The organism is Pseudomonadales bacterium, assembly GCA_024234165.1.
In the GTDB taxonomy this organism is placed as follows: Bacteria; Pseudomonadota; Gammaproteobacteria; order Pseudomonadales; family UBA5518; genus UBA5518.
In genome coordinates this window covers 123,646-147,132 of record JACKOP010000005.1, presented here as the reverse complement: position 1 = coordinate 147,132, position 23,487 = coordinate 123,646, and the positions used below count along the sequence as shown (strand labels likewise).

Sequence of the window (23,487 nt, the reverse complement as noted above, 5' to 3'; positions counted from 1 at the left end):
GACTCCGTCAGACGCTGTAGTACATGTCGAACTCGACCGGGTGCGTGGTCATGCGCAGGCGATTGACATCCTCCTGACGCACTTCGAGGTAGGCATCGATCATGTCGTCGTCGAATACGCCGCCGGCCGTCAGGAACGTACGATCGGCGTTCAGGGCCGCCAGCGCCATTTCGAGACTGTGCGCCACGGTCGGTACCTGTGCGGCCTCTTCCGGCGGCAGATCGTAGAGATTCTTGTCGAGCGCATCGCCCGGGTGGATCTTGTTCTGGATGCCGTCGAGTGCTGCCATCAGCAGTGCGGCAAAGGCCAGGTACGGGTTCGCGCTCGGGTCCGGGAAGCGTACTTCGATGCGTCGTGCCTTGGCGCTCGATACTGCGGGGATGCGGATCGATGCCGAGCGATTGCGCGCCGAGTAGGCCAGCATCACCGGTGCTTCGTAGCCCGGCACCAGGCGCTTGTAGGAGTTGGTTCCGGGGTTCGTGAACGCATTCACCGCGCGTGCGTGCTTGATGATGCCGCCGATCATGTACAGCGCGGTTTCGCTCAGGCCTCCGTAGCCATCGCCGGCCATCAGGTTCTTGCCGCCCTTGGCGAGCGACAGGTTCACATGCATGCCCGAGCCATTGTCACCTACCAGCGGCTTCGGCATGAAGGTCGCGGTCTTGCCGTAGGCGTGGGCGACGTTGTGCACGCAGTACTTGAGGATCTGCACCTCGTCGGCCTTGCGCACGATCGCGGCGGGTCCGACGCCGATCTCGCACTGGCCTGCCGTGCCTACCTCGTGGTGATGCACCTCGATCTGCAGGCCCATTTTTTCCATGGCGCGGCACATCGCGGCGCGCAGGTCGTGCAGCGAATCCACCGGTGGCACCGGAAAGTAGCCCCCCTTGACGCCGGGGCGGTGCCCGGTGTTGCCGCCGTCCAGGTTCTGCCTGGACGCCCACGCCGCTTCCTCCGAATGGATCGCGTACATCGCGCCGCTGATGTCCGCATGCCACTTCACGTCGTCGAACACGAAGAATTCGGGTTCCGGACCGAACAGCGCGCTGTCGGCGATGCCGGTCGCGCGCATGTACTCCTCGGCACGCGTCGCGATCGAACGCGGGTCGCGGTTATACGCCTGGCGGGTGTCGGGCTCCAGGATGTTGCAGCGCACGATCAGCGTGGATTCTTCGAAGAACGGGTCGAGGACCGCGCTGCTGTCATCGGGCATCAGCATCATGTCGGAGGCGTCGATCGCCTTCCAGCCCGCCATCGAGCTGCCGTCGAACATCTTGCCTTCCTCGAAGAATTCCTCGCTCGCCTCGCTGGCCGGAATCGTGAGGTGCTGCTCCTTGCCCCGGGTGTCGGTGAACCGCAGATCGATCCATTTCACCTCGTTTTCCTCGATCAGCCTCAGCGTCTGTTCCGACATGGTTTCCTCCGTACGAATCTCGGTGGGCTCATCGCCCGGGGTTTGAGTTTGAGGATGAATTGGGGTGCATGGTGCCGGCCAGGGTGCCACCGCAGTTCCCGGTCGGCATTAATCACCGCATCGTCTTGGCGCGATTGGCGATACAATGCGCGGCCCTTTTTCCTTGCCATTCCATCCGTCGAGGTCTCCAGTGCGGGAACGCTTGCGCAATATCGCCATCATCGCCCACGTCGATCATGGCAAGACCACGCTGGTCGACCGACTGTTCCAGCAATGCGGCACCCTCGGACGGCGCGACGCCGGCAAGGAGCGCATCATGGACTCCGGCGATCAGGAACGCGAGCGCGGCATCACGATCCTCGCGAAGAATACCGCGATCGACTGGAAGGGCTACCGGATCAACATCGTCGATACACCCGGACACGCCGACTTCGGTGGCGAGGTGGAGCGCATCCTGTCGATGGTCGACAGCGTGCTGCTGCTGGTCGACGCGGTTGACGGTCCGATGCCGCAGACGCGCTTCGTGACGCGCAAGGCCTTCGAGGCCGGCCTCAACCCGATCGTCGTCGTGAACAAGGTCGATCGTCCGGGTGCGCGCCCGCACTGGGTGATGGACCAGGTGTTCGATCTGTTCGATCGTCTGGGTGCGACCGAGGAGCAGCTCGACTTCCCGGTGATCTACGCTTCGGCGCTGAACGGCGTGGCGGGTCCGGAACCCGACCAGCTCGCCGAGGACATGGCGCCGCTGCTCGACCTGATCATCGAGCGGGTGCCGCCGCCGCCGGCGGACATCGACGGGCCGTTCCAGATGCAGATCTGCGCGCTCGACTATTCGAGCTATGTCGGCGTGATCGGCATCGGCCGCGTGAAGCGTGGCGTGGCGCGCCCGGGCATGCAGGTGGCGGTGATCGAGGCCGATGGCACACGCCGCAACGCCCGCATCAATGCGGTGCTGGGCCAGACGGGCCTCGAGAAGGCAGAGATCGCCGAGGGCGAGGCGGGCGACATCGTGAGCATCACCGGCATCGAGAACCTGAAGATCTCCTCGACGCTGTGCGACCCGGCCACGCCGGAGGCGCTGCCCGCGCTGACCATCGACCAGCCCACCGTGAGCATGACCTTCCAGGTCAACGACTCGCCGTTCGCAGGCCGCGAAGGCCAGTTCGTGACCAGCCGCAACATCCGTGACCGCCTCGAGCGCGAGCTGCTGTCCGACGTGGCGCTGCGCGTGCAGGACGGCAGCACGCCGGACCGCTTCGTTGTCTCCGGGCGCGGCGAGCTGCACCTCTCGGTGCTGATCGAGAAGATGCGCCGTGAGGGTTACGAGATGGGCGTTTCGCGTCCCGAAGTGATCCGGCGCGTGATCGACGGCATCGAGCAGGAGCCTTACGAGTCGCTGCTGATCGACTGCGAGGAGACCCACCAGGGCGCGATCATGGAAGAGATCGGCAAGCGCCGCGGCGAGCTGCGCGACATGGTGCCGGACGGCAAGGGACGCGTGCGCCTCGAGTACATGATTCCCTCGCGCGGGATCATCGGCTTTCGCAACCAGTTCCTGACCATGACCTCGGGCACGGGCGTGCTGAACAGCATCTTCGACCATTACGGCCCGGTGAAGGCCGGCGAGGTCGCGGCGCGCCAGAACGGCGTGCTCGTCTCGATGGTCCCGGGCAAGGCGCTCGGCTACGCGCTGTTCAGCCTGCAGGAGCGCGGACGGCTGTTCATCGGGCCTAACGTCGAGGTCTACGAGGGCCAGCTGATCGGCATCCACAGCCGCGACAACGACCTCGCCGTGAACCCGACCAAGGGCAAGCAGCTCACCAACATCCGTGCTGCCGGTTCCGACGAGAACATCCTGCTGACGCCGCCGATCCGCATGTCGCTCGAGCAGGCGCTGGACTTCATCGACGACGACGAACTGGTCGAGGTCACGCCGCAGAACGTGCGGCTGCGCAAGAAGCTGCTGAAGGAGGTCGACCGCCGGCGTGCAGGGCGGCACAGGGAAGCGGTCTGAGCGAGCCCGCAGCCGGCGCTTGCGCCGGCGGTGCGCGCACGCACAATGATGCCGTTGCGGCTGCCGGCTTGCACCGGCCACGCGAGGCCGCAGGAGCATCGCTTGGATCCATTGTTGCACCAGGTCATGGACGAGTACTGCCGGACGACCGGTGCGCCCGGCGATTGGGTCGCGCTGGGGCGCCCGCGTGTCAGGCGCAGCGCGCGCATCTACCGGATACGCTCGTCCGCGCTTCCGTGCGACGCTGCCGTCAAGGTGTTCCTCGATCGCGAGGCTCCGCTGCGTCATGCACGCAGGTCGTATACCGCACTCGCCAGATACCATGCCGAGGCCGGCAGCATGCGCGTAGCGGCGCCGTTTGCGCTGCTCGAGGCACGCCCCGCCGTGCTCATGGAGTGGATAGAGGGCGTGGAGCTGCAGCGCGTGCTCTATGGTCCGGCGCGCCTGCACCTGTCGCGTGAGGCAGTACTCGCACGCAGCGCACGCTGGCTTGCGTGGTTTCACTCGCGCGGCGCGATTGCGATGCAGCAGGTCGATGTGGACGCTGCGTTGCAGCGGGTCGAACACCGTGCCGCAGCCATTCCTGCCGGGCAGCGGCTACGGGATTTCGACACCTGTTTCGCACTGCTCGTGCAGCGTGTCGACTCATTGCGCGGTGTGGCGGTTGCGCACGGCGCGGTGCACGGCGACTTCACTCCGTACAACCTGCTGCTTGCCGGTGAGCGGGCTTACGGAATCGACTTCCTCGCACGGCGTGCCAGCCCGTTGGTCGTCGACGTGAATCGCATGCTCGTCTATCTGTTTGCACATCGCTACGCGCCGGCGGGAGCGCGCCTGCTCGGTGTGTGCGGTTGTGCGCACGACGACTGGTCGGCGTTCACGGCGCATTATGACCAGCGGCTGCTGCCGCCCGATGAGCAGACTTTCCTGCTGTTCCAGTTCCTCGAGGTGATGCGCCGCTGGGGAGCGTTGCTGGCGGAGCGCGACCCGCCGAGCCGCTTGTTTCGCCGTATCGAAAGACAGCGTCTGCGAACCCAGGCGCGGCATATCGCCGCTCTGCTCGCCTGAAGAGGCTGTCACAAAACATCACGAGGCGCCACGCGCAGATCATGTGAACGCTCAAGGGGTTTTGCGATAGCCTCTGAAGAGGAGGGCATGGCAAATGTGCTCGATCGCGGGTCGCATCGACGAGCGCGCCAGCGGTCGCCAGCGTAGAATGGCCAGCCTTGCCGTCATGCGGAACGGTCGCCATGTTGACGCTCTATCCCGAAATCAGGCCGTATGCGGTGCACCGTCTGGCGGTGGATCCGCCACACGAGCTTCATCTCGAGGAAAGCGGCAATCCTGATGGTATCCCGGTGCTGTTCGTGCATGGTGGTCCTGGCGCGGGCTGTCAGGCATCGAACCGCTGTTTTTTCGATCCGGCGCGTTACCGCATCGTGCTGTTCGATCAGCGCGGTGCGGGATCCTCGACCCCGCACGGTGAGCTGGCCGGCAACGACACGGCAGCGCTGATCCGTGATATCGAATCGATCCGCAGTTTTCTCGGCATCGAGCGCTGGGTGCTGTTCGGCGGTTCCTGGGGCAGCACGCTTGGCCTGGCGTATGCCGAGGCGTTTCCCCTGCGGGTGATCGCGCTGGTGCTGCGCGGCATCTTCCTGTGCCGGCGCGAGGACCTGGATTGGTTCTACCAGGAGGGTGCCAGTCGGGTCTTCCCCGATCATTGGCAGGAATACGTCGAACATGTGCCTGCGGCTGAGCGCCATGAACTGGTCCACGCGTACCATCGCCTGCTGACCGGTACGAACGAGATTGCGCGCATGTCCGCGGCGAAGGCATGGGCGCTGTGGGAAGCGCAGTGCGCGACACTGCGACCCAACCACGACGTGATCGACCGTTTTTCGGATCCGCACGTGGCGCTCTCCCTTGCGCGCATCGAGTCGCACTATTTCGTCAACGGCGGATTCCTGGACGACGGACAACTGCTGCGCGATGCCTGGCGCATCGCGGACGTTCCGGGCTACGTCGTGCACGGGCGTTACGACATGATCTGTCCGGTCGACAACGCGTTTGCGCTGCACGCCGCGTGGCCCAAGGCGCAACTGCGCATCGTGCGCGATGCCGGGCATTCGGCTGCGGAACCCGGGATCATCGATGCGCTGGTGCGTGCCACGCGCGAGATCGCCACGATCGAATCCGCAGGCTGAAGGGCGGCAGATGCGGGCACTGATCCAGCGGGTGTGCTGGGCTGCGGTCGCAGTCGACGACACGGAGGTCGCGCGTATAGATCGCGGCTTGCTGGTGTTTCTTGGCGTGGAGCGCAACGACGACGAGGGGCGCGCCGACGCGCTCGCGGCGCGGCTGCTGGCTTACCGGGTGTTTCCCGATGCGGCCGGGCGCATGAATCTCGATCTGCGTGCCGCCGCGGGCGGGCTGCTGCTTGTCTCGCAGTTCACGCTGGCGGCGGATACGACGCGCGGCTTGCGTCCCGGGTTCAGTACGGCGGCAGAGCCGGAGCTGGCGCGCCGGCTTTACGAGCGGATGCTGGAAGTCTTGCGCGAGCGTCACCGACCGGTCGTCTGCGGCGAGTTCGGCGCCAACATGCAGGTCAGCCTGTGCAACGATGGTCCGGTCACTTTTCTTCTGCAGAGCTAGCGGCCGTACGTGCCTTCTCCGCGAGCAGCAGGCGACTCGCGACGATGCCGATCTCGAACAGTCCCCACATCGGCACCGCGAGCATCGTTTGCGAAAACACGTCGGGCGGTGTGAGCAGCATGCCGACGACGAAGCAGCCGACGATCACGTAGGGCCGCTTGTCCGTCAACGCCTGCGGCGTCGTGATGCCGGCCCAGACCAGCAACACGGTAGCCACGGGTACCTCGAACGCAAAGCCGAAAGCGAAGAACAAGGTCAGCACGAAATCGAGGTAATGGTTGATGTCCGTCATCACCGATACGCCTTCGGGGCTGATATGGGTGAAGAAGCCGAACACCATCGGGCAGACCAAGTAGTACGCGAACGCAACGCCCGAATAGAACAGCACGATGCTGGACACCAGCAGCGGCAGCGCGAAACGCTTCTCGTGCCTGTACATGCCCGGTGCAATGAAGGCCCAGGCCTGGTACAGCACATACGGCATCGCGAGCAGTGCGGCGACGATCAGCGTGAGCTTGAAAGGCGCCAGGAACGGCGAGGCGACCTCGGTGGCGATCATCGTCGAGCCTTCCGGGAGGAAGCGCCGCAGCGGTTCGGACACGAAGTGGTAGATGTCCTTGGCGAAATACACCAGCGAAGCGAATGTCAGCAGTACGGCGAACAGCGCGCGGATCAGGCGCTGACGCAGTTCGGTCAGGTGCGCGATCAGCGGCATCTCGGCGTCGTCGGACGGCGACGGAGGAGGCAGGCGTGCGCTCATGCCGATTTGCCGTCGCCGTCGGTCGCCGGCGTGCTCGCCGCAGTCGTCGTTGCCGTCGGCAGGGTTGGCGGTGTGCTCGTTGCGGTGACGTCGGAGCCGAGTTCGTGCACCGAGGACTGGAGTGCGTCGCGCGACTGGCGCAGCTCGTCCATGATCGCTTCGTTGCGCAACTGGGCGCGTATCTCGTCAGCGCCGATTTCGCGCTCGACTTCGGTCTTGATCTCGTGAAACTGACGCCGGATGCGCCCGATCCACAGCGAAGCCGTGCGTATCGCCGTCGGCAGTCGCTCGGGGCCGAGCACCAGCAGGCCGATCACTGCCACCAGCAGCAGTTCGGAAAAGCCGATCTCGAACACCGGCTGCGCCTCAGTGCTTCTCTTCCGTGCGCCGGGCCTCGCCCTGGATCACGTCGGACTTGTGCGCCTCGTCCTCGGTCAGGCGCTTGTCCTCCGGTTTCGGCTCGTCCTGCATCGCCTTGCGGAAGCCGCGGATCGCCGATCCCAGGTCGGAACCCAGCGACCCCAGTCGCTTGGTTCCGAACAGCAGTACGATGATCACCAGGATGATCAACAGTTGCCAGATGCTGATACCGCCCAGGCCCATATACTTCGTCCTCTAGGTTGCGGAGTTGCTGCTTTGCAGCGGGTGCCGTCGTGATGCCTTTTCGGCCAGTCCGGAAAGATCGAAGCGACGTTCGAGTTCCTCGAGCACGTCGCGGCTGCGCAGATCGAGCGCTGCCAGCATGATCAGGCAATGGAACCACAGATCTGCCGTTTCGCCGACGAGCGCCTGCCGGTCACCGCCGGCGGCGAGGTTCTTCGCTGCCAGCAGGGTCTCGCCGCTTTCCTCGGCGATTTTCTTCAGGATGCGGTCGATCCCGCCATGGTGCAGGCTGGCGACGTAGGAAGTCGTCGGGTCCGCGCTCTGCAGGCGCTCGGTGATCACCGCGTCGAGACGATCCAGCACGTCACTCATGGCCGTCTCCGTAGATTGCCTGCGGGTCACGCAGTACCGGATCTGCATCCTCCCAGCCACCGGGAGCGAGGCGCCGGTAAAAGCAGCTCGTGCGCCCGGTATGGCAGGCGATGCCACCGTCCTGCTCGACGCTGAGCAGCAGTGTGTCGCCATCGCAGTCGAGACGGAGATCGTGCAGCCGCTGCACATGCCCCGAGCTTTCGCCCTTGCGCCAGAGCTTGCCGCGCGAACGTGACCAGAATACCGCACGGCCTTCGCCGATGGTCAGGCGCAGCGACTCGGCGTTCATCCAGGCGAGCATCAGAACCCGCCCGCTGTGCACATCCTGCACGATCGCGGGAGCGAGCCCGCGTTCGTCCCAGCGCACTGCCGTGGTCGGATCGAAGCGTGTCTGCATCATGGCTGGCGATTATGGCACGGAGCCGTTCGCGTGACGATTACACGTGCGCTCATGAAATGTTCCTGCGCGAGAGTGCGTAGATCGCCAGCGCCACGAACACCCAGGCTGCCGGATGCCAGTCGAGCGGGGCCACGCTTGCGAACCGCGGCTCCACCAGCAGCAGGCCCGCGATGCCCGCCAGCAGTTGTCCGCGATGCCACGGTGGTGACGCTGCGGGAGCCACCGTCGCGCGCGGTGCATCGGGTGGCGATGTGGCGCGACGCAGCAACTCGAGCAGGCGCTCCGGGCCTTCGGGCAGAAGTTCCAGCCAGTGCGGGGCACGCTTTTGCAGCCGCTCGATCAGGCCGCGCGGCGAGTAGCGTTCGCTCACCCACTGCTCGAGGAACGGCTTGGCGGTTTCCCACAGGTCGAGATCGGGGTAGAGCTGACGCCCCAGCCCCTCGATGTGCAGCAAGGTTTTCTGCAGCAGCACCAGCGAGGGCTGGATTTCCATGTCGAAGCGCCGAGCAGTCTGGAACAGGTAGACCAGCAGCTGCGCAAAGCCGATCTCCCCCAGTGGCTTGCCGAAGATCGGTTCACAGGCGCTGCGGATCGCCGCCTCGAAATCGTGCACGCGTGTCTGTGGCGGCACCCAGCCGCACTCGACGTGCAGTTCGGCCACCTCGCGGTAACGGCGCTGGAAGATGCCAAGCAGGTTGCGCGCGAGATAGTACTGGTCGAAGTCGCTGAGACTGCCCATGATCGCGCAGTCGATGCCGATGTAGCGCGGCTTCGCAGGGTTGCTGACGTCGACGAAGATGTTGCCCGGATGCATGTCGGCATGAAACAGGCTGTCGCGAAACACCTGTGTGAAGAAGATGCGCACGCCGCGCTCGGCAAGCTCCTTCATGTCGACACCGGCACGGTGCAGTGCCTCGATATCGGATACCGGAATGCCGTGTATGCGTTCCATCACGAACACGTTGCGTCGCGTGTAGTCCCAGTGCACTTCGGGTACGTACAGCAGGTCCGAGTCGAGGAAGTTGCGCCGCAGTTGCGAGGTGTTGGCAGCCTCGCGCTGCAGGTCGAGTTCGTCGAGCACGATCTGTTCATAGTCGCGCACCACATCGAGCGGGCGCAGTCGTCGTCCGTCCGGATGGAAGCGGCGCACGAGGCGTGCCAGCGCATACAGGAGCCGCACGTCCTGTCGGATCGTGCGCTCGATGCCCGGACGGACCACTTTCACGACGACTTCGCGGCCATCGAACAGCGTGGCTGCGTGTACCTGCGCGACCGATGCCGACGCGAGCGGCTCGGCCTCGAAGCACGCGAACAGTTCGTTCACCGGCTTGCCGAGCGCACGCTCGACGATCGCGCGCGCCTCGCTCGCCGCAAAGGGCGGCACATTGTCCTGCAGCCGGCTCAGTTCGTCGGCAAGATCGCTCGGGATCAGGTCGCGACGGGTCGACAGCAACTGGCCGAACTTGATGAAGATCGGCCCGAGCTCCTCGAGTGCGCGGCGCAACCGCAGCGCGCGTGGTTCGACAGGCTCAGGGCGCCAGCGCACCGGAAGCCAGCGCAGGAACCGTTGCCAGCCCTCGGGCAACTGCTCGCTGTCGAGGAAGGTGTCGAGGCGGTGACGACGGCAGACCTGGATGATGCGTGCGAGTCGGCTCAGGCGTGACATCGGCACTCATCCGCTGAGCGGCGGGCGCTGTGCTGCGAGTGCGTCGATGCGCCGTCCGATGCGCCGCAGGGTGTTTTCCACACGTGCCGCGCGCTGTGCGAGCGTCTGCACATCGGTGGCGAAATCGTCGGTCTCGGCGCGCGACGGCGCCAGGCGTGCTTCCTCGTGCATGAACTCGCCGGCATGACGCAGCAGCGCCGCGTGGGCATCGCGCCCCCAGCGGGCCGATGCGCGCACGGCGCGTCCGAACTGGTGTGCCGGTACATCACCGATGAGCAGCGCAAGGTGGCGTTCCCAGTCGATCTCGATTCCTGCGAGCAACCGCGCGAGTGTGATCAGTGCGCCGCTGTCACCCTCGATGCGCAGGTTGCCGTTGACCAGTGCGGCCGCCTTGTCGGCAGCGCCTGCGAGCGCCACGAAATCCGATCCTGCGCCGCTTACGGTGCACGCGTTCGTGCCTTCGTGGTATGCGAGCAAGCGCACTCCGGCGTCGTCGGGCGCGATGAAGACGCTCAGCGCCGGCACGCTGACGCGCACGCCGAACACCTTGCCGGAGAGTCCTGCAAGCTCGTCGCGCGTCGCCGGAGCAAGCGTCAGCGCAGCGTCCAGCGCGCGTTCGAGCGCCGCCAGTGCAGCCACGTTCAGCGTGGAAACGCTCACATGCCCGCCCTGAAGCCCCGATGGATCGCGACGATGCCCCCGGTCATGTTGTGGTAGTCGCAGCGCTCGAAGCCGGCGTCTTCCATCATGTCGCGCATCGCGTCCTGGTCGGGGTGCATGCGGATCGACTCGGCGAGATAGCGGTAGCTGTCCGCATCACCGGTGACGAGCCTGCCGAGTCGCGGCAGCACGCCGAACGAGTAGGCGTCGTAGAGCTTGCCGAGCAGTTCATTGGTCGGTTTGGAGAATTCCAGCACCAGCAGTCGCCCACCGGGGCGCAGCACGCGCAGCATCGACTCGAGCGCACGTTCCTTGTGGGTGACGTTGCGCAGGCCGAAGGCGATCGTGACGCAGTCGAAGCTGCGCTCGGCGAACGGCAGCCTTTCGGCGTCGGCGAGCACAAACTCGAGGTTGGCGATGGTTCCGGAGTCGATCAGCTTGTCGCGACCGACGCGCAGCATCGATTCGTTGATGTCCGAGAGCACCACCCGGCCGTTGGGACCGACGATCCGCGCGAAGCGCGAGCTGAGATCACCGGTCCCGCCGGCGACGTCCAGCACGCGATGGCCTTCGCGTACGCCACTCAGTTCGATCGTCACGCGCTTCCAGATGCGGTGGATGCCGCCCGACATCAGGTCGTTCATCAGGTCGTAGCGCGTGGCTACCGAGTCGAACACGCCACCTACCAGGCGTGTCTTTTCCTCTTCGGGCACCTGGCGGTAGCCGAAATCCGTGGTGCGTTGCTCGCTCATGAGGATCTCCGTGGACGAACCGGCCTACTGTCTCGCGATCAGCACCGGACCGGCAGGCTCGCGTGATGCGCCGGCGAGCGCCATGCGTGCGAGGTAGTCGGCCCACAGGCGCTGCTGGTCGCGGCACAGGCTGTACAGGTAGTCCCACGAGTAGATCCCGGAGTCGTGCCCATCGGAGAAATGGAACTGCAACGCGTAGTTGCCGACGGTTTCGATGCGTTCGATGGTCACCAGTCGCTTGCCGCTCTGCAGCGTTTCCTGTCCAGGCCCGTGACCGCGCACCTCGGCCGACGGGGACTGCACGCGCAGGAACTCGCAGCTCAGGCTGTAGGTCTCGTCGTTGCCGTAGCCAAGCTCCAGCATGCGTGATGCGCGGTGCAGGCGGACGGAGACGGGAACCTTGGTCTGCGCGTTCATGCCGGCGGCGGGTCTCTGACGTTCCGGGTGGGCGGCTAGCTTACAGGATAAAGCGGCTCAAATCCTCATCACGCGCGAGTTCACCGAGCTGCGCATCGACGTAGGCAGCGTCGACGACGAGCCTCTCGCCGGCCGCGCCGGTGCCGCGGTCGGCCGCACTGAAGGACGCGTCCTCGAGCAGCCGCTCCATCACCGTGTGCAGGCGTCGTGCGCCGATGTTCTCCGTGCGTTCGTTGACTTCCCACGCGACTTCGGCGATGCGCCGGATGCCATCGGGGCTGAACTCGACGTGCAGGTTCTCGGTGGCGAACAGTGCGCGGTACTGCTCGGTGAGCGAGGCGTGCGGTTCGGTCAGGATGCGTTCGAAGTCATCCGGCCCCAGTGCGTCGAGTTCGACGCGAATCGGCAGGCGGCCCTGCAGTTCGGGGATCAGATCCGACGGCTTGGCGAGATGAAACGCCCCCGACGCGATGAACAGCACGTGGTCCGTGCGCACCATGCCGTGGCGGGTGCTGACCGTGCAGCCTTCGATCAGCGGCAGCAAATCGCGTTGCACGCCTTCGCGCGAGACGTCGGCGCCCTGGTATTCGGAGCGGCGTGCGATCTTGTCGAGCTCGTCGATGAACACGATGCCGTTCTGCTCGACGGAGTCGAGCGCGTGGCGCTTCAGTTCGTCCTCGTTGACGAGTTTCGCTGCTTCCTCGTCCTCGACCATCTTCAGCGCTGCGCGCACGCTGAGCCGACGCGTCTTGCTGCGGCTCGTCGACAGCTTCTGGAACAGGCCCTGCAACTGGTTCGTCATCTCCTCCATCCCGGGCGGCGCCATGATCTCCACTCCCACCTGCGTGGCAGCGACATCGATATCGATCTCGCGCTCGTCGAGCTCGCCTTCGCGCAGTTTCTTGCGGAATACCTGGCGTGCTGCGGAGTCACGTTCACGTTCGGCGCCGGGGGTCTGGCGCGCCGGCGGCAGCAGCGCGTCGAGGATGCGTTCCTCGGCCGCGTCGAGCGCGCGCGGGCGTACGCGTTCGATCTCGGCCTCGCGATGCATCTTCATCGCCACGTCGACGAGGTCGCGCACGATGGATTCGACGTCACGGCCCACGTAGCCGACCTCGGTGAACTTGGTTGCCTCGATCTTCAGGAACGGCGCATTTGCCAGCCGTGCGAGGCGGCGGGCGATCTCGGTCTTGCCGACCCCGGTGGGTCCGATCATCAGAATGTTCTTCGGTGTGATCTCGACGGCGAGCGCCGGGTCGAGCTGCATCCGGCGCCAGCGGTTGCGCAGCGCCACGGCCACGGCGCGCTTCGCGGCCTGTTGGCCGACGATGTGGCGGTCGAGTTCGTGGACGATTTCGCGAGGTGTCATGGCAGACATGGCGGGATCACCGTGGCTGTGCACACGTGCCGGATCGCTTGGCGTTCAGCCGGCGGCATCGAGTTCTTCGATCGTGCGGTTGTGGTTCGTGTAGATGCAGATGTCGGCGGCGATGCCGAGTGCGCTTTCGACGATCGTGCGGGCAGGGAGGTCGCTGTGCGCGAGCAGCGCGCGTGCAGCCGCCTGGGCGTAGGGTCCGCCGGAGCCGATCGCGATCAGGCTGTCCTCGGGTTCGATCACGTCACCGTTGCCGCTGATGATCAACGAGCTGGTGGCGTCGGCCACGGCCAGCAACGCCTCGAGCCGACGCAGTGCGCGGTCGGTGCGCCAGGCCTTCGCCAGTTCGACCGCGGCGCGTACCAACTGACCCTGATGCCGTTCGAGTTGCGCTTCGAAGCGCTCGAACAGCGTGAACGCATCGGCGGTCCCGCCGGCGAAGCCGGCGATCACGCTGCCACCGTGCAGACGGCGTACCTTGCGTGCGTTGGACTTCATGATCGTCTGCCCCAGCGAGACCTGGCCATCGCCCCCGATCACGACCTTGCCGTGGCGACGCACCGACAGAATGGTGGTTCCCCTGAATTGCTCCACGCTGTGCTCCCTGGGCCTGGTCTGCATGCATCCGGATCGGATGCGTCATCGCGATATGCTGCCACGATTCCCGGATTTCAAGGGGACGTTGTGCTTCCTGACGGTATCACAGCGTTTCGATGCCGACGTCGCGCAGGGCGCGACGCGCGTGGGCCAGTCCCTGTGGATCCGTGAACGGCCCGACCTGGACGCGGTAGCGCGTCTGCCCGTCCGGGAGGCGCACGGTCTCGACCTTTGCATCGTAACCGAGCAGCAGTAGCTCGCCGCGCCGGCGGTCGGCGTCGGCCGCGCGGCTGAATGCGCCTGCCTGCAGCACCAGCGCGGCCGGCTGTGCGCTGGCAGGTGCTGTCTCGACTGGTGCGGGCGGTGGGGTCGCAGGCGTTCGAGCGGGGGGCGCTGTCGGTGTGACCGGGGCTGTCGCCGCAGGCGCCGGTGCCGGCTCGGGAACCTCGACCGGTTGCGCGCCATCCGTGCTGCGGGCATCCGTCGCAGCACCTCGCGTCGTCGTGGGTGCAGCGTGGTTGTCACGCAGGATGTCGTAGAAGTCGAACTGAGGTCGTGCCGAGGTGGCTGGCTCGGATTTCTGCGCCGGCTTTGCTTCTTCCGGTTCTTCCGGCGCCTGCGCTGGCTGTGATGCGGCAGCGGTGGGAGCGCCGGTGCCTGCCTGTCCGGGTGCGGGCGCCGGAGCCGGAGCCGGGGGTTTCAGCATCGCCAGGTAGGCGAGGAAGCTGAATGCACCCCCGATCACGACACCGCTCAGCAACCACGTCCATGGTGCGGACGTGCTCTTGCCGGAACGTCCGTCGCGCGCGGCGCGCTGTTTGGCAAAATCATGGGCCATGGGTGGATCTGCACCGTGCGGGCGTCAGCAGGCTTCCGGGCGGAAGACCTCCCCGTGACGCGGGAGTGCGTATTATCAGGATCGCGCGCCTGCTTGCCAAACTTCCGGCGCCGTTCATCATGCCCCGTCCTGCGGGTCGACGTCGATGTGCCAGCGTGCGACGCTGCCGTAACGGCGCGACTCGAGCAGTGTGCACGCGGTGTCCAGGGCTGCATGCAGCGGTGTGCGTTGCGCATGCCTCAGCAGCAGTTGCAGGCGGTACAGCCCGGCCCGGCGTGGCCGCATCGCGGGCAGGGGGCCGATTGCATCGACGCCGGGGTGGGTGCGCGACACGTCTGCGCGTATCTCCTGCAGCATGCGCAGCGTCGCCTGTTCGTTACGCCCTTCGGCGCCGATCAGCGCGAGATGCGTGTACGGCGGGAGTCCGTGTGTGCGGCGTTCGACGAGCAGCGGGTCGATGAACGCCCGATAGCCACCCTCGAGCAGACGGGTCAGCCACGGATGTTGCGGATGGAGGGTCTGTACCAGCACCTCGCCAGGGAGTTCGGCGCGTCCTGCGCGTCCCGCAACCTGGATCAGCAACTGGCCGGTACGCTCGGCTGCGCGAAAATCCGGGCTGAACAGGCCGCCATCCAGGTCCAGGATCGCGACCAGCGTGACACGCGGAAAGTGGTGGCCCTTCGCGAGCATCTGGGTGCCGACGAGGATGCACGGCTCGCCACGATCGATTTCGTGCCCCAGGCGTTCCATCGCGTCGCGAGCCTGCATCGTGCTGCGATCGATGCGCCGGATCGGAACCGACGGAAACAGGCGTTGCAGCGTGTGCTCCGCGCGTTCCGTGCCGGCGCCCTGCGCCAGCAGGCGCGCACTGCGACAGTGAGGACACACTACCGGCACCGGCAAGCGCCGCTCGCAATGGTGGCAGCACAGCAGCCGCTCGGCGCGGTGCAGCGTCAGCCGGGCGTCGCAGTCACGGCATTCGGCCATCCACCCGCAGTCGATGCAATTGAGCAGCGGCGCCCAGCCGCGGCGGTTCAGGAATACCAGCACCTGGTTCCCGGTCGTGAGTTCGGCGGCGATGCGCGCCGTCAGCTCGGGGCACATGCCGCCATCGAGCGTCTGCCCGCGTACGTCGATCAGGCGCAGTGTCGGCGCCGTGGCGGCGCCGGCGCGGTCGGACAGCAGCAGATGCCGGAAGCGGCCGGCAGCGCAATTGGCCAGGCTTTCGGTCGAAGGTGTCGCCGAGCCGAGTACGATCGGGATCTGCTGCTGCCGGGCGCGCACGATCGCCAGGTCGCGCGCGGAATAGCGGAAACCCTCGTGTTGCTTGAACGATGCGTCGTGTTCTTCGTCGACGATGATGGCGCCGAGCGCGGGCAACGGGCTGAACAGGGCCGAGCGTGTGCCGATCAGCACGCGTGCAGAGCCTTCGGCACAGCGCTGCCAGGTTGCGAACCGTTCGCGATCACCGAGCCCGGAGTGCAGCACCGCAACGCCGCTGCCGAAGCGCGCCTCGAAGCGCCGGCGCGTCTGCGGCGTGAGCCCGATCTCGGGAACCAGCACCAGCGCCTGGCGTTGTGCCGCGAGTACGCGCTCGATGAAGCGCAGGTAGACCTCGGTCTTGCCGCTGCCGGTCACGCCCTCGAGCAGCCAGCAGGCGTAGCGTCCGTGAGTCGTCTCCAGTGCGTCCACTGCCGCCTGCTGCGCAGCATTTAGCGCCAGCGCGGTGTTGGCGTGTGGCGGCTGTGTTTCCACGGGGCCAGTCGTCCCCGTCGCAGTCACGCCCGGCATGGCTTCGTCGTGAGTCGCCACCACCAGCGCCTTGGCGGCGAGTGCGCGCATCGTCGTGGACTCGATGTCTGCTGCACGCAGTTCGGCATCGCTGGCTGGGTGGTGTTCACGCAGGAATTCGACGGCTGCTGCCTGTCGCGGCGCGTTTGCCAGCGCGCCCGGGCCAAGGCCATGCGCAGCGCTGGTGAGGCTCCAGCGCCGTGCGCTGCGGGCAGCCGGTGCGCGCAACGTGCGCAGCGCCACCGGGAGCGTGTTCACGAGTGCCTCACCCGGCGGTGCGTGGTAGTAGCGGGCAGCAAACAGGCACAACTGCAGCAGTTCGGCCGACAGCACCGCTTGCCGGTCGGGCAGTGCGAGAGCGCGACGCAGCTTCGCGGGCTCGAGTTCGCTGCGTTCGCGGATCGAGGCGATCACGCCAAGCACGCGACGCGCACCCAGCGGCACCACCACGCGCATGCCCGGTGCGAGCAGCGCGGGGTTGATGCCGGAGGGCGGCAGGTAATCCAGCAACTGGCGCAACGGCGCCGGTACTGCGATGCGCAGGACGGAATCGGCAGGCATGCGCGCAGCGTAGGCGCAGCCGCCCGGCGCGTCCAGCAAGGGGTACGGGGGTTTTTCCACAGGGCGTTCGTTCTTGCCTTGCCATCGACGGGGCGAGTGCTTAGTATGCCGCGCTCTTTTCGTTTCACGAGCGTGGCGATTCCCCTCCGGTACCGGCGGAGGCAGGCGCCGGCGCGACAAGGTGACACCATGAAAGCCGACATCCATCCCGCATACGACAAGGTGACCGCAAGCTGCAGTTGCGGCAATGTGATCACGACCCGTTCGACGCTGGTGCGGGACCTGAACATCGACGTGTGCTCGAAGTGCCATCCGTTCTATTCCGGCAAGCAGAAGGTGCTGGACACGGGTGGTCGTATCGACCGCTTCAAGAAGCGCTTCGGTACACGCAAGCCCGGCTGATTCCCGTCGGCAGCGGAATGCTCCGGTTCCGCGCCGCATCTGCCCTCCTGCCTGCGCACGCGCTGATCGTACTGGTCGGCGCGCTGCTGTCGTGGGCGGTGGCAGCCAACACCGCCTCCCCGTCCTGCGTACCCTTTGCCGCGACCGAGACGGCGCGCGTCGAAGCGGTGGTCGATGGCGATACGCTGCGGCTTGCCGACGGGCGGCGCGTACGTCTGATCGGCGTCAACGCTCCCGAATTGCATGACCGCAGCGGGCACGCCGAGCCCGGGGCTGTCAGCGCGCGGCGTTTCGCAAGCCGTTTCCTGGGCGGCTCCCGGATCATGCTGGTGGTCGGCGAGGTGCGCCACGACCGGTACGGGCGCACGCTCGCGCACGTCTGGCGTGCCGATGGCGCCAGCCTCGAGGGCGCGCTGCTTGCGGCGGGACTGGCGCGCCATATCGCGCTGCCTCCCGATCTGCGCCAACTCGAGTGTCTGAGTGCCAGCGAACGGCGTGCACGCAGTGCCGGTAGCGGGTTATGGGGCAGCGGCGAGTTTGCTCCGCACGCGGTATCCGCGTTGCGCAGCGGTGAAAGCGGCTTTCGCCTGCTGCGCGGGCGCGTCAGCGCGCTGGGTCGCAGCCGCTCGGCCTGGTGGCTGGAGATCGAGGATCGGGTGGCGCTGCGAATCGCTCGTGCCGACCAGGGGTATTTCGATCTGCCGGCCCTGCAGCGCCTGCGTGGTCGGGAGGTGGAGTTCCGTGGCTGGCTCGTGTGGCGGGATGCATCCGGGCGTAGCGCGGTGGCCCATCCATCGTGGACGATGGCGCTGCGTCACCCGGCGTCGCTGGTGGTGCTCGACTGATCAGAAGATATCGAGCGTGTTGTATTCGTCGCGCAGGAAATTGTCGCCGTCGGGCGTCACCGAAGGTACGTTCTCCAGCGGAAACAGTTCGAATACCGCATCGCGCTGACCCGGCGCCGCCAGCAGGCCCGTTGCGGGGTCGATGCGCACATTCACCAGTCCGACCGGCAGTGGACGCACGTGCAGCGGCATGGAGTGCGTGGCCTCGCGCATGAAGTCCACCCATACCGGCAGCGCGGCCGAGCCGCCGAATTCCTGGTGACCCAGTGGCGTGTTCTCGTCGAAACCGATCCATGCGGTGGTGACGAGCTCCCCGGCATAACCCGAAAACCAGGCGTCGGTCGGGCCGTTGGTCGTGCCGGTCTTGCCGGCCACGTCGGCGCGTGCCAGTTCCAGCGCCCGCCTGCCGGTACCGTGTTTCACGGCGTCCTTCAGGATGCTGTCGATCATGAACGCCACGCGCGGGTCCATCACCTGCCGCGCCGTTGCCGGTTGCGCCTTCGTCGCGTCTTCGTTCAGCAGTTCCTCCAGCGAGGCAGCTTCCCGGGCTTCGACCGGTGCGGCTGGCGTGCAGTCAGCGCAGGCGCGTGCCGGCGCGGCATGCCACAGCACGTCGCCATTGACGTGTTGTACTTCGGCGATCAGGTACGGTTCGACGCGATACCCGCCGTTGGCGATGACCGCGTACGCGGCGACCAGACGCAACGGAGTGACGCTCGGCGTGCCGAGCGCGAGCGACAGATCGGGGACCAGGTCCGCACGCTCGAAACCGAGTCGCACGAGGTAGTCGATCGCTCGCTGTACGCCGAGTTGCTGCAACAGCCGGATCGATACCAGGTTGCGTGAATTGACCAGTGCGGTGCGCAGGCTCGTGGGACCGTAGAACTTGCCGGAATCGTTTTCCGGTCGCCACACCTTCGCCAGTCCCGGGTCGTTGAACACTATCGGTGCGTCATTGATCACGGTCGCCGGGGTAAAGCCGTTTTCCATGGCCGCCGCGTAGATGAAGGGCTTGATGTTCGACCCGGGCTGGCGCCGCGCCTGCGCGACGCGGTTGAACTTGCTTTGCTCGAAGTCGAGCCCGCCAACCAGTGCACGCACGGCGCCGTCGTTCATGTCCAGCGATACCAGTGCCGCCTGCACGGCCGGTAACTGGGCGAGTCGCCAGCCGGCCTCGTCCGCCACGATGCGTACCACATCGCCCGGCGCAACCAGCTCGCTGGCGGTTGTCGGCGGCGGGCCACGGCGATCCGGGTCGATATAACGGCGCGCGTTCGCAAGGCCGCGTTCCCAGCCGATGCTGATGGTCTCGCTGGTGGTCAGCACCTCGATCTGGTGTGCGCCAACGTGTGTCACGACGGCCGGTTGCAGGCTGCCGACCGCGCGCAGGCGCGCGAGCTGCGGCAACCATTCCTGCGTCGAGGTGCCCGCAAGGCGCAGTTCGGGGCCGCGGAAACCGTGGCGGCGGTCGTAGGCGAGCAGCCCGTTCTGCACGGCCTGCTGGGCCTGGCGCTGCAGCGTACCGTCGATCGTCGTGTGCACCACGTACCCGTCGCTGTAGGCCTGCAGCCCGTAGCGCGCGATCATTTCGGCACGCACCATCTCGGCGGCGTATTGGGCCGGCAGTTCGATGCGGGCGCCGTGGTAGCGCGCGGTGATCGGTGCTGCCACTGCCGCCGCGTGCGCCTCGGCGTCGATGTAACCGAGCGCGAGCATGCGCCCGAGGACCCAGTCGCGTCGTTCGCGCGAGCGCTGCGGGTCGTCGATCGGATTGAGCGCCGAGGGCGCCTTCGGCAGCCCGGCGATCAGCGCTGCCTCATCGAGCGTGAGCTGGTCGATGGGACGCCCGTAGTAGACCTGTGCGGCGGCCTGTACCCCGTACGCACGATGCCCGAGGAAAATCTTGTTCAGGTAGAGCTCGAGGATCTGCTGCTTGCTCAGTTCGCGCTCGATCTGGATCGCGAGCAGGATCTCGTTGAACTTGCGCACGAACGTCTGCTCACGGCTCAGGAAATAGTTGCGCGCCACCTGCATCGTGATCGTGCTGCCACCGGACTGGATGCTGCGCGTGGTCGCCAGCTCCCACGCAGCGCGGGCCAGGCTCTGCAGATCGACACCTCGGTGGTGCAGGAAGCGGTCATCCTCGGCAGCGAGCACGGCCTGCAACAGGACTTGCGGGACTTGTTCGTAGTGCACCGGGGTGGAGCGCATTTCGCCGAACTCGCCGATCAGCGCTCCGTCGCGGGTGTAGACGCGCAGGGGCTCCTGGAAACGGAAATCGCGCAGCGACTCGATCGACGGCAACCGCGGCGCAAGGTAGAGCAACGAACCCGTGATCGCCATCACTGCTGCAGCGGCAAGAACGATCAGCGGCCTGGAGATCTGCCAGCACCGGACTAGAATCGAAGCGAATGGTTGTGCTGACACGAAGGGTTCTGAAACACGGATGGTGCGGGACGCAGGCAATTATATGGATTTTCTTTTTTTATCACAGTTTTCTACTACGCTTAATCCTGCCTGCTCCCGACGAGGCCTTCAAAGGTCGGCAAGGTAAAGGATTCACCAGGAAAAACAACGTGATAGGCCTATTCAGACGGAAGACGCCACCGGTTCTGGGGATCGATGTCAGCTCGACCTCGGTGAAGTTGATCGAGCTGAGCCGCAGTGGTGACCGCTACACGGTCGAGAGTTACGCGGTGCAGCCGATGCCGCCGAACTCGGTGGTCGAGAAGAACATTGCCGAGGTCGATACGGTAGCGCAGTGCCTGCGCGACGTGGTCGCGCGCGCGAAGACGAAGACGCGTGATGTCGCGGTCGCTGTCGCGGGGTCGGCGGTGATCACGAAAGTGATCGAGATGAGCGAAGGGCTGTCCGACGACGCGATGGAAGCCCAGATCAGCGTCGAAGCCGATCAATATATTCCTTACCCGCTCGACGAAGTCGCGATCGATTTCGAGGTGCAGGGTTCGTCCGAGCGCGGTCCGGGGCAGGTCGAGGTGTTGCTTGCCGCGTGCCGCCGCGAAAACGTCGATTCGCGGGTCGAGGTGATCGAGGCCGCCGAATTGCAGCCGCGCGTGGTCGACGTGGAAATCTACGCGATGGAGCGTGCGTTCGGTCTGCTCGAAGCTCAGCTCGGCCTCGATGAGGACTACACGGTTGCGGTCGTCGACATCGGTGCGACGATGACCACGCTCAGCGTGCTGAGCGGTGGGCAGACGATCTACACACGCGAACAGCTCTTCGGCGGCAAGCAGCTCACCGAGGAAATCCAGCGGCGGTATGGTCTCAGCGTGCAGGAAGCCGGGCTCGCGAAGAAGCAGGGCGGCTTGCCTGCCGACTATGATCACGAAGTGCTCGAACCTTTCCGTGACGCCGTGATCCAGCAGGTGACGCGATCGCTGCAATTCTTCTTTTCTTCGACGCAGTTCAACGATGTGGACCACGTCGTGCTCGCGGGTGGCGTGGCCGCACTCACGGGTCTTGCGCAGGCGGTCGAAGACAGACTCGGCACGCCGACCACGGTTGCCAATCCGTTCCGCGGCATGGGTGTGTCCTCGCGCGTGAACGCCGCGGCGCTCGCCAACGATGCGCCGGCGATGATGATCGCCTGCGGGCTCGCGATGAGGAGCTTTGACTGATGGCAAAGATCAACCTCCTGCCCTGGCGCGAGCAGCGGCGCGAGCGGCTGCGCAAGGAGTTCCTGGCCGTGCTCGGCGCGGTCGTCGCCGTCGGCGTGCTGGTGGCGGTGCTCGGGCATATCGTGATCGATGGCCGGATCACCCACCAGAACGAGCGCAACGAGTACCTGCGCTCGCATATCCGCGAACTGGACAAGCAGGTCGCGGAGATCAAGGACCTGCATACGCGGCGCAACCAGCTTCTCGACCGCATGAAGGTGATCCAGGATCTGCAGGGAACGCGGCCGCTGATCGTGCACATCTTCGACGAGATCGTGCGGACCCTGCCCGATGGGGTCTTTTTCCGTGGTATGGAGCGCAAGGGGCAGACCATCACGATCCGCGGCACGGCGGAATCGAACAACCGCGTGTCCAGCCTGATGCGACGGCTCGATGCGTCGGAGTGGTTCAGCGCCCCGGCGTTGAAAGCCGTGACGGCGAATCCGCGGTTTGGTGACCAGGCAAACGATTTCGAACTGACGGTCCAGGTCAGCACGCCGGGTGCCGCCAAGGGTGAAGGCCAGGGCGAGACGGGAGAATAGGCACATGGCACTGGCTGATTCGCTGAAGGCGCTCAGGGAAGTCAATCTGTCCGAACTCACGCTGGACAACATCGGCGCCTGGCCGGTGGCGGTGAAGATCATCGTGTGGGTGGTGGCGTTCGGACTGGTGTGCTTCCTCGGCTACAACTACCACCTGAAGGACATGCAGGCGCAGTACGAGGCGACACGCCAGAGTGAGACCCAGCTGCGCGAAGAGTTCCGCATGAAGGCGTTCCAGGTGGCGAATCTCGACGCGCTGCGCGCGCAACTCGCCGAGATGGAGGAGCAGTTCGGTGCACTGCTCAGCCAGTTGCCGAAGGACACCGAGGTGCCGGGACTGCTCGAGGACATCACCGAGAAGGGCGTCGACGCCGGACTCACGTTCAACAGCATCGCCCTCGAGGGCGAGCGTGCGGCCGAGTTCTACGTGGAGCTTCCCATCAATATCAATGTCAAGGGCGCCTACCACGATCTCGGAGGCTTCGCGAGCGGTGTGGCCGGGCTGCCGAGAATCGTGACCCTGCATGATTTCACGATCGCCCCCGGTGGCAACGCGGGGCAGTTGACCATGCAGATCCAGGCCAGGACGTACCGCTACAAGGGCGAAGAATGATGGGCGTCAAGCGAACAGCAAGCCTTGTGTTCTGGGCCGCTCTGCTGGGCGGCTGCGGCGGGGATTTCTCCGATCTGGACGCGTACATGGCCGAAGTGCAGGCGCGCCCGGCGGGGGCGATCGAACCCATTCCCGCGTTCAAGCCGTACCAGTCGTTCACCTATTCGGCGCAGTCGCTGCGTGCACCATTCGACGTGCCGCTGAGCGCGAAGGAAACGGCGACGCTGCAGACCGGCAAGGTGGTGAAACCGGATCTGCTGCGTGCACGCGAGTTCCTCGAGCGCTTCAACATCGAGGGGCTGGCGATGGTGGGCACGCTGGAACAGAAGGGGACCCTCTGGGTGCTGATCCGGGACGAGGAAGGCGGAGTCCATCGCGTCACGACGGGCAATTACCTGGGCAGGAACCACGGCAAGATCGTCACCGTCGCAGCGACCGAAGTCTCGGTGGTCGAGATCGTGCCCAATGGCGTCGGTGGATGGATCGAACGCCCCCGAACGATAAAGCTGACAGAACAGTAGAGCGCGGAGACA

The 23,487-nt window shown here is 65.9% G+C and carries 25 protein-coding genes; 10 read left to right on the top strand and 15 right to left on the bottom strand.

All coding sequences use genetic code 11. The annotated features are described in order from the left end of the window. Positions 1 to 7 precede the first annotated feature (7 nt). Positions 8 to 1,414: a glutamate--ammonia ligase gene (glnA, locus tag H7A12_15685; GenBank protein MCP5322225.1), complete on the bottom strand. Its 1,407-nt coding sequence runs from the start codon at positions 1,412 to 1,414 to the stop codon at positions 8 to 10. 190 nt (positions 1,415 to 1,604) lie between these two features. Between glnA and typA the strand changes: the two genes are divergently transcribed. The 4 genes from typA (at position 1,605) to H7A12_15665 (ending at position 6,083) form a co-directional block, all read left to right on the top strand. Continuing rightward, positions 1,605 to 3,428 (top strand): translational GTPase TypA, encoded by a 1,824-nt coding sequence (gene typA, locus H7A12_15680; protein ID MCP5322224.1) that lies wholly within the window; start codon positions 1,605 to 1,607, stop codon positions 3,426 to 3,428. A gap of 102 nt (positions 3,429 to 3,530) precedes the next feature. Next, positions 3,531 to 4,496, top strand: a complete 966-nt coding sequence (locus H7A12_15675; protein ID MCP5322223.1) for a hypothetical protein — start codon at positions 3,531 to 3,533, stop codon at positions 4,494 to 4,496. Positions 4,497 to 4,678: 182 nt separating this feature from the next. Then, complete coding sequence (gene pip / locus H7A12_15670; protein ID MCP5322222.1) at positions 4,679 to 5,635, top strand: prolyl aminopeptidase; 957 nt, start codon at positions 4,679 to 4,681, stop codon at positions 5,633 to 5,635. A gap of 10 nt (positions 5,636 to 5,645) precedes the next feature. After that, positions 5,646 to 6,083 carry a D-tyrosyl-tRNA(Tyr) deacylase gene (locus H7A12_15665; protein MCP5322221.1) on the top strand — a complete coding sequence of 146 codons (438 nt, stop codon included), beginning with the start codon at positions 5,646 to 5,648 and terminating at the stop codon, positions 6,081 to 6,083. Here H7A12_15665 and tatC read toward each other — a convergent pair. The 13 genes from tatC to H7A12_15600 form a co-directional block, all read right to left on the bottom strand. Further along, positions 6,061 to 6,843 (bottom strand): twin-arginine translocase subunit TatC, encoded by a 783-nt coding sequence (tatC, locus tag H7A12_15660; protein MCP5322220.1) that lies wholly within the window; start codon positions 6,841 to 6,843, stop codon positions 6,061 to 6,063. The two genes, H7A12_15665 and tatC, sit on opposite strands and share 23 nt — an antisense overlap. After that, complete coding sequence (gene tatB / locus H7A12_15655; GenBank protein MCP5322219.1) at positions 6,840 to 7,199, bottom strand: twin-arginine translocase subunit TatB; 360 nt, start codon at positions 7,197 to 7,199, stop codon at positions 6,840 to 6,842. The genes tatC and tatB overlap by 4 nt, the downstream gene beginning before the upstream one ends. Before the next feature lie 10 nt (positions 7,200 to 7,209). After that, positions 7,210 to 7,446 carry a twin-arginine translocase TatA/TatE family subunit gene (tatA, locus tag H7A12_15650; GenBank protein ID MCP5322218.1) on the bottom strand — a complete coding sequence of 79 codons (237 nt, stop codon included), beginning with the start codon at positions 7,444 to 7,446 and terminating at the stop codon, positions 7,210 to 7,212. 12 nt (positions 7,447 to 7,458) lie between these two features. Then, a complete protein-coding gene (locus H7A12_15645) occupies positions 7,459 to 7,818 on the bottom strand; it encodes a phosphoribosyl-ATP diphosphatase (GenBank protein MCP5322217.1) in 360 nt (119 codons plus the stop codon). Beyond that, positions 7,811 to 8,215 (bottom strand): phosphoribosyl-AMP cyclohydrolase, encoded by a 405-nt coding sequence (hisI, locus tag H7A12_15640; protein ID MCP5322216.1) that lies wholly within the window; start codon positions 8,213 to 8,215, stop codon positions 7,811 to 7,813. The genes H7A12_15645 and hisI overlap by 8 nt, the downstream gene beginning before the upstream one ends. A gap of 52 nt (positions 8,216 to 8,267) precedes the next feature. Then, positions 8,268 to 9,890, bottom strand: coding sequence for a ubiquinone biosynthesis regulatory protein kinase UbiB (ubiB, locus tag H7A12_15635; protein ID MCP5322215.1), 1,623 nt, complete (start codon positions 9,888 to 9,890; stop codon positions 8,268 to 8,270). Then, positions 9,891 to 10,544: an SCP2 sterol-binding domain-containing protein gene (locus H7A12_15630; GenBank protein ID MCP5322214.1), complete on the bottom strand. Its 654-nt coding sequence runs from the start codon at positions 10,542 to 10,544 to the stop codon at positions 9,891 to 9,893. It lies immediately after the preceding gene. After that, positions 10,541 to 11,296 carry a bifunctional demethylmenaquinone methyltransferase/2-methoxy-6-polyprenyl-1,4-benzoquinol methylase UbiE gene (ubiE, locus tag H7A12_15625; protein MCP5322213.1) on the bottom strand — a complete coding sequence of 252 codons (756 nt, stop codon included), beginning with the start codon at positions 11,294 to 11,296 and terminating at the stop codon, positions 10,541 to 10,543. The genes H7A12_15630 and ubiE overlap by 4 nt, the downstream gene beginning before the upstream one ends. Positions 11,297 to 11,320: 24 nt before the next feature. Then, complete coding sequence (locus H7A12_15620; protein MCP5322212.1) at positions 11,321 to 11,713, bottom strand: DUF971 domain-containing protein; 393 nt, start codon at positions 11,711 to 11,713, stop codon at positions 11,321 to 11,323. A gap of 40 nt (positions 11,714 to 11,753) precedes the next feature. Next, complete coding sequence (gene hslU / locus H7A12_15615; GenBank protein MCP5322211.1) at positions 11,754 to 13,091, bottom strand: ATP-dependent protease ATPase subunit HslU; 1,338 nt, start codon at positions 13,089 to 13,091, stop codon at positions 11,754 to 11,756. Positions 13,092 to 13,136: 45 nt separating this feature from the next. Next, positions 13,137 to 13,682, bottom strand: coding sequence for an ATP-dependent protease subunit HslV (gene hslV, locus H7A12_15610; GenBank protein ID MCP5322210.1), 546 nt, complete (start codon positions 13,680 to 13,682; stop codon positions 13,137 to 13,139). Positions 13,683 to 13,788: 106 nt separating this feature from the next. Then, on the bottom strand, positions 13,789 to 14,523 hold the full coding sequence (locus H7A12_15605; GenBank protein MCP5322209.1) for an SPOR domain-containing protein: 735 nt from the start codon (positions 14,521 to 14,523) through the stop codon (positions 13,789 to 13,791). 117 nt (positions 14,524 to 14,640) lie between these two features. Further along, the gene (locus H7A12_15600; GenBank protein ID MCP5322208.1) at positions 14,641 to 16,935 is read right to left on the bottom strand and encodes a primosomal protein N'; all 2,295 of its coding nucleotides are present in this window, start codon (positions 16,933 to 16,935) and stop codon (positions 14,641 to 14,643) included. Positions 16,936 to 17,064: 129 nt separating this feature from the next. Between H7A12_15600 and rpmE the strand changes: the two genes are divergently transcribed. Together rpmE and H7A12_15590 are read left to right on the top strand one after the other, a co-directional pair. Beyond that, positions 17,065 to 17,277, top strand: a complete 213-nt coding sequence (gene rpmE / locus H7A12_15595) for a 50S ribosomal protein L31 (protein ID MCP5322207.1) — start codon at positions 17,065 to 17,067, stop codon at positions 17,275 to 17,277. A gap of 17 nt (positions 17,278 to 17,294) precedes the next feature. Then, positions 17,295 to 18,122, top strand: coding sequence for a thermonuclease family protein (locus H7A12_15590; protein MCP5322206.1), 828 nt, complete (start codon positions 17,295 to 17,297; stop codon positions 18,120 to 18,122). Here the strand turns inward: H7A12_15590 and H7A12_15585 are convergent, their stop codons facing one another. Next, positions 18,123 to 20,465: a penicillin-binding protein 1A gene (locus tag H7A12_15585; GenBank protein ID MCP5322205.1), complete on the bottom strand. Its 2,343-nt coding sequence runs from the start codon at positions 20,463 to 20,465 to the stop codon at positions 18,123 to 18,125. Positions 20,466 to 20,698: 233 nt separating this feature from the next. Between H7A12_15585 and H7A12_15580 the strand changes: the two genes are divergently transcribed. Genes H7A12_15580 through H7A12_15565 form a run of 4 tightly spaced genes read left to right on the top strand, consistent with a single transcriptional unit; the run spans position 20,699 to position 23,475 of the window. Further along, positions 20,699 to 21,760, top strand: a complete 1,062-nt coding sequence (locus H7A12_15580; protein ID MCP5322204.1) for a pilus assembly protein PilM — start codon at positions 20,699 to 20,701, stop codon at positions 21,758 to 21,760. After that, a complete protein-coding gene (locus tag H7A12_15575; GenBank protein ID MCP5322203.1) occupies positions 21,760 to 22,341 on the top strand; it encodes a PilN domain-containing protein in 582 nt (193 codons plus the stop codon). Before H7A12_15580 ends, H7A12_15575 begins: the two co-directional genes overlap by 1 nt. Before the next feature lie 4 nt (positions 22,342 to 22,345). Beyond that, positions 22,346 to 22,954, top strand: a complete 609-nt coding sequence (gene pilO, locus H7A12_15570) for a type 4a pilus biogenesis protein PilO (GenBank protein ID MCP5322202.1) — start codon at positions 22,346 to 22,348, stop codon at positions 22,952 to 22,954. Then, a complete protein-coding gene (locus H7A12_15565; protein MCP5322201.1) occupies positions 22,954 to 23,475 on the top strand; it encodes a pilus assembly protein PilP in 522 nt (173 codons plus the stop codon). The genes pilO and H7A12_15565 overlap by 1 nt, the downstream gene beginning before the upstream one ends. Positions 23,476 to 23,487: the final 12 nt, after the last annotated feature.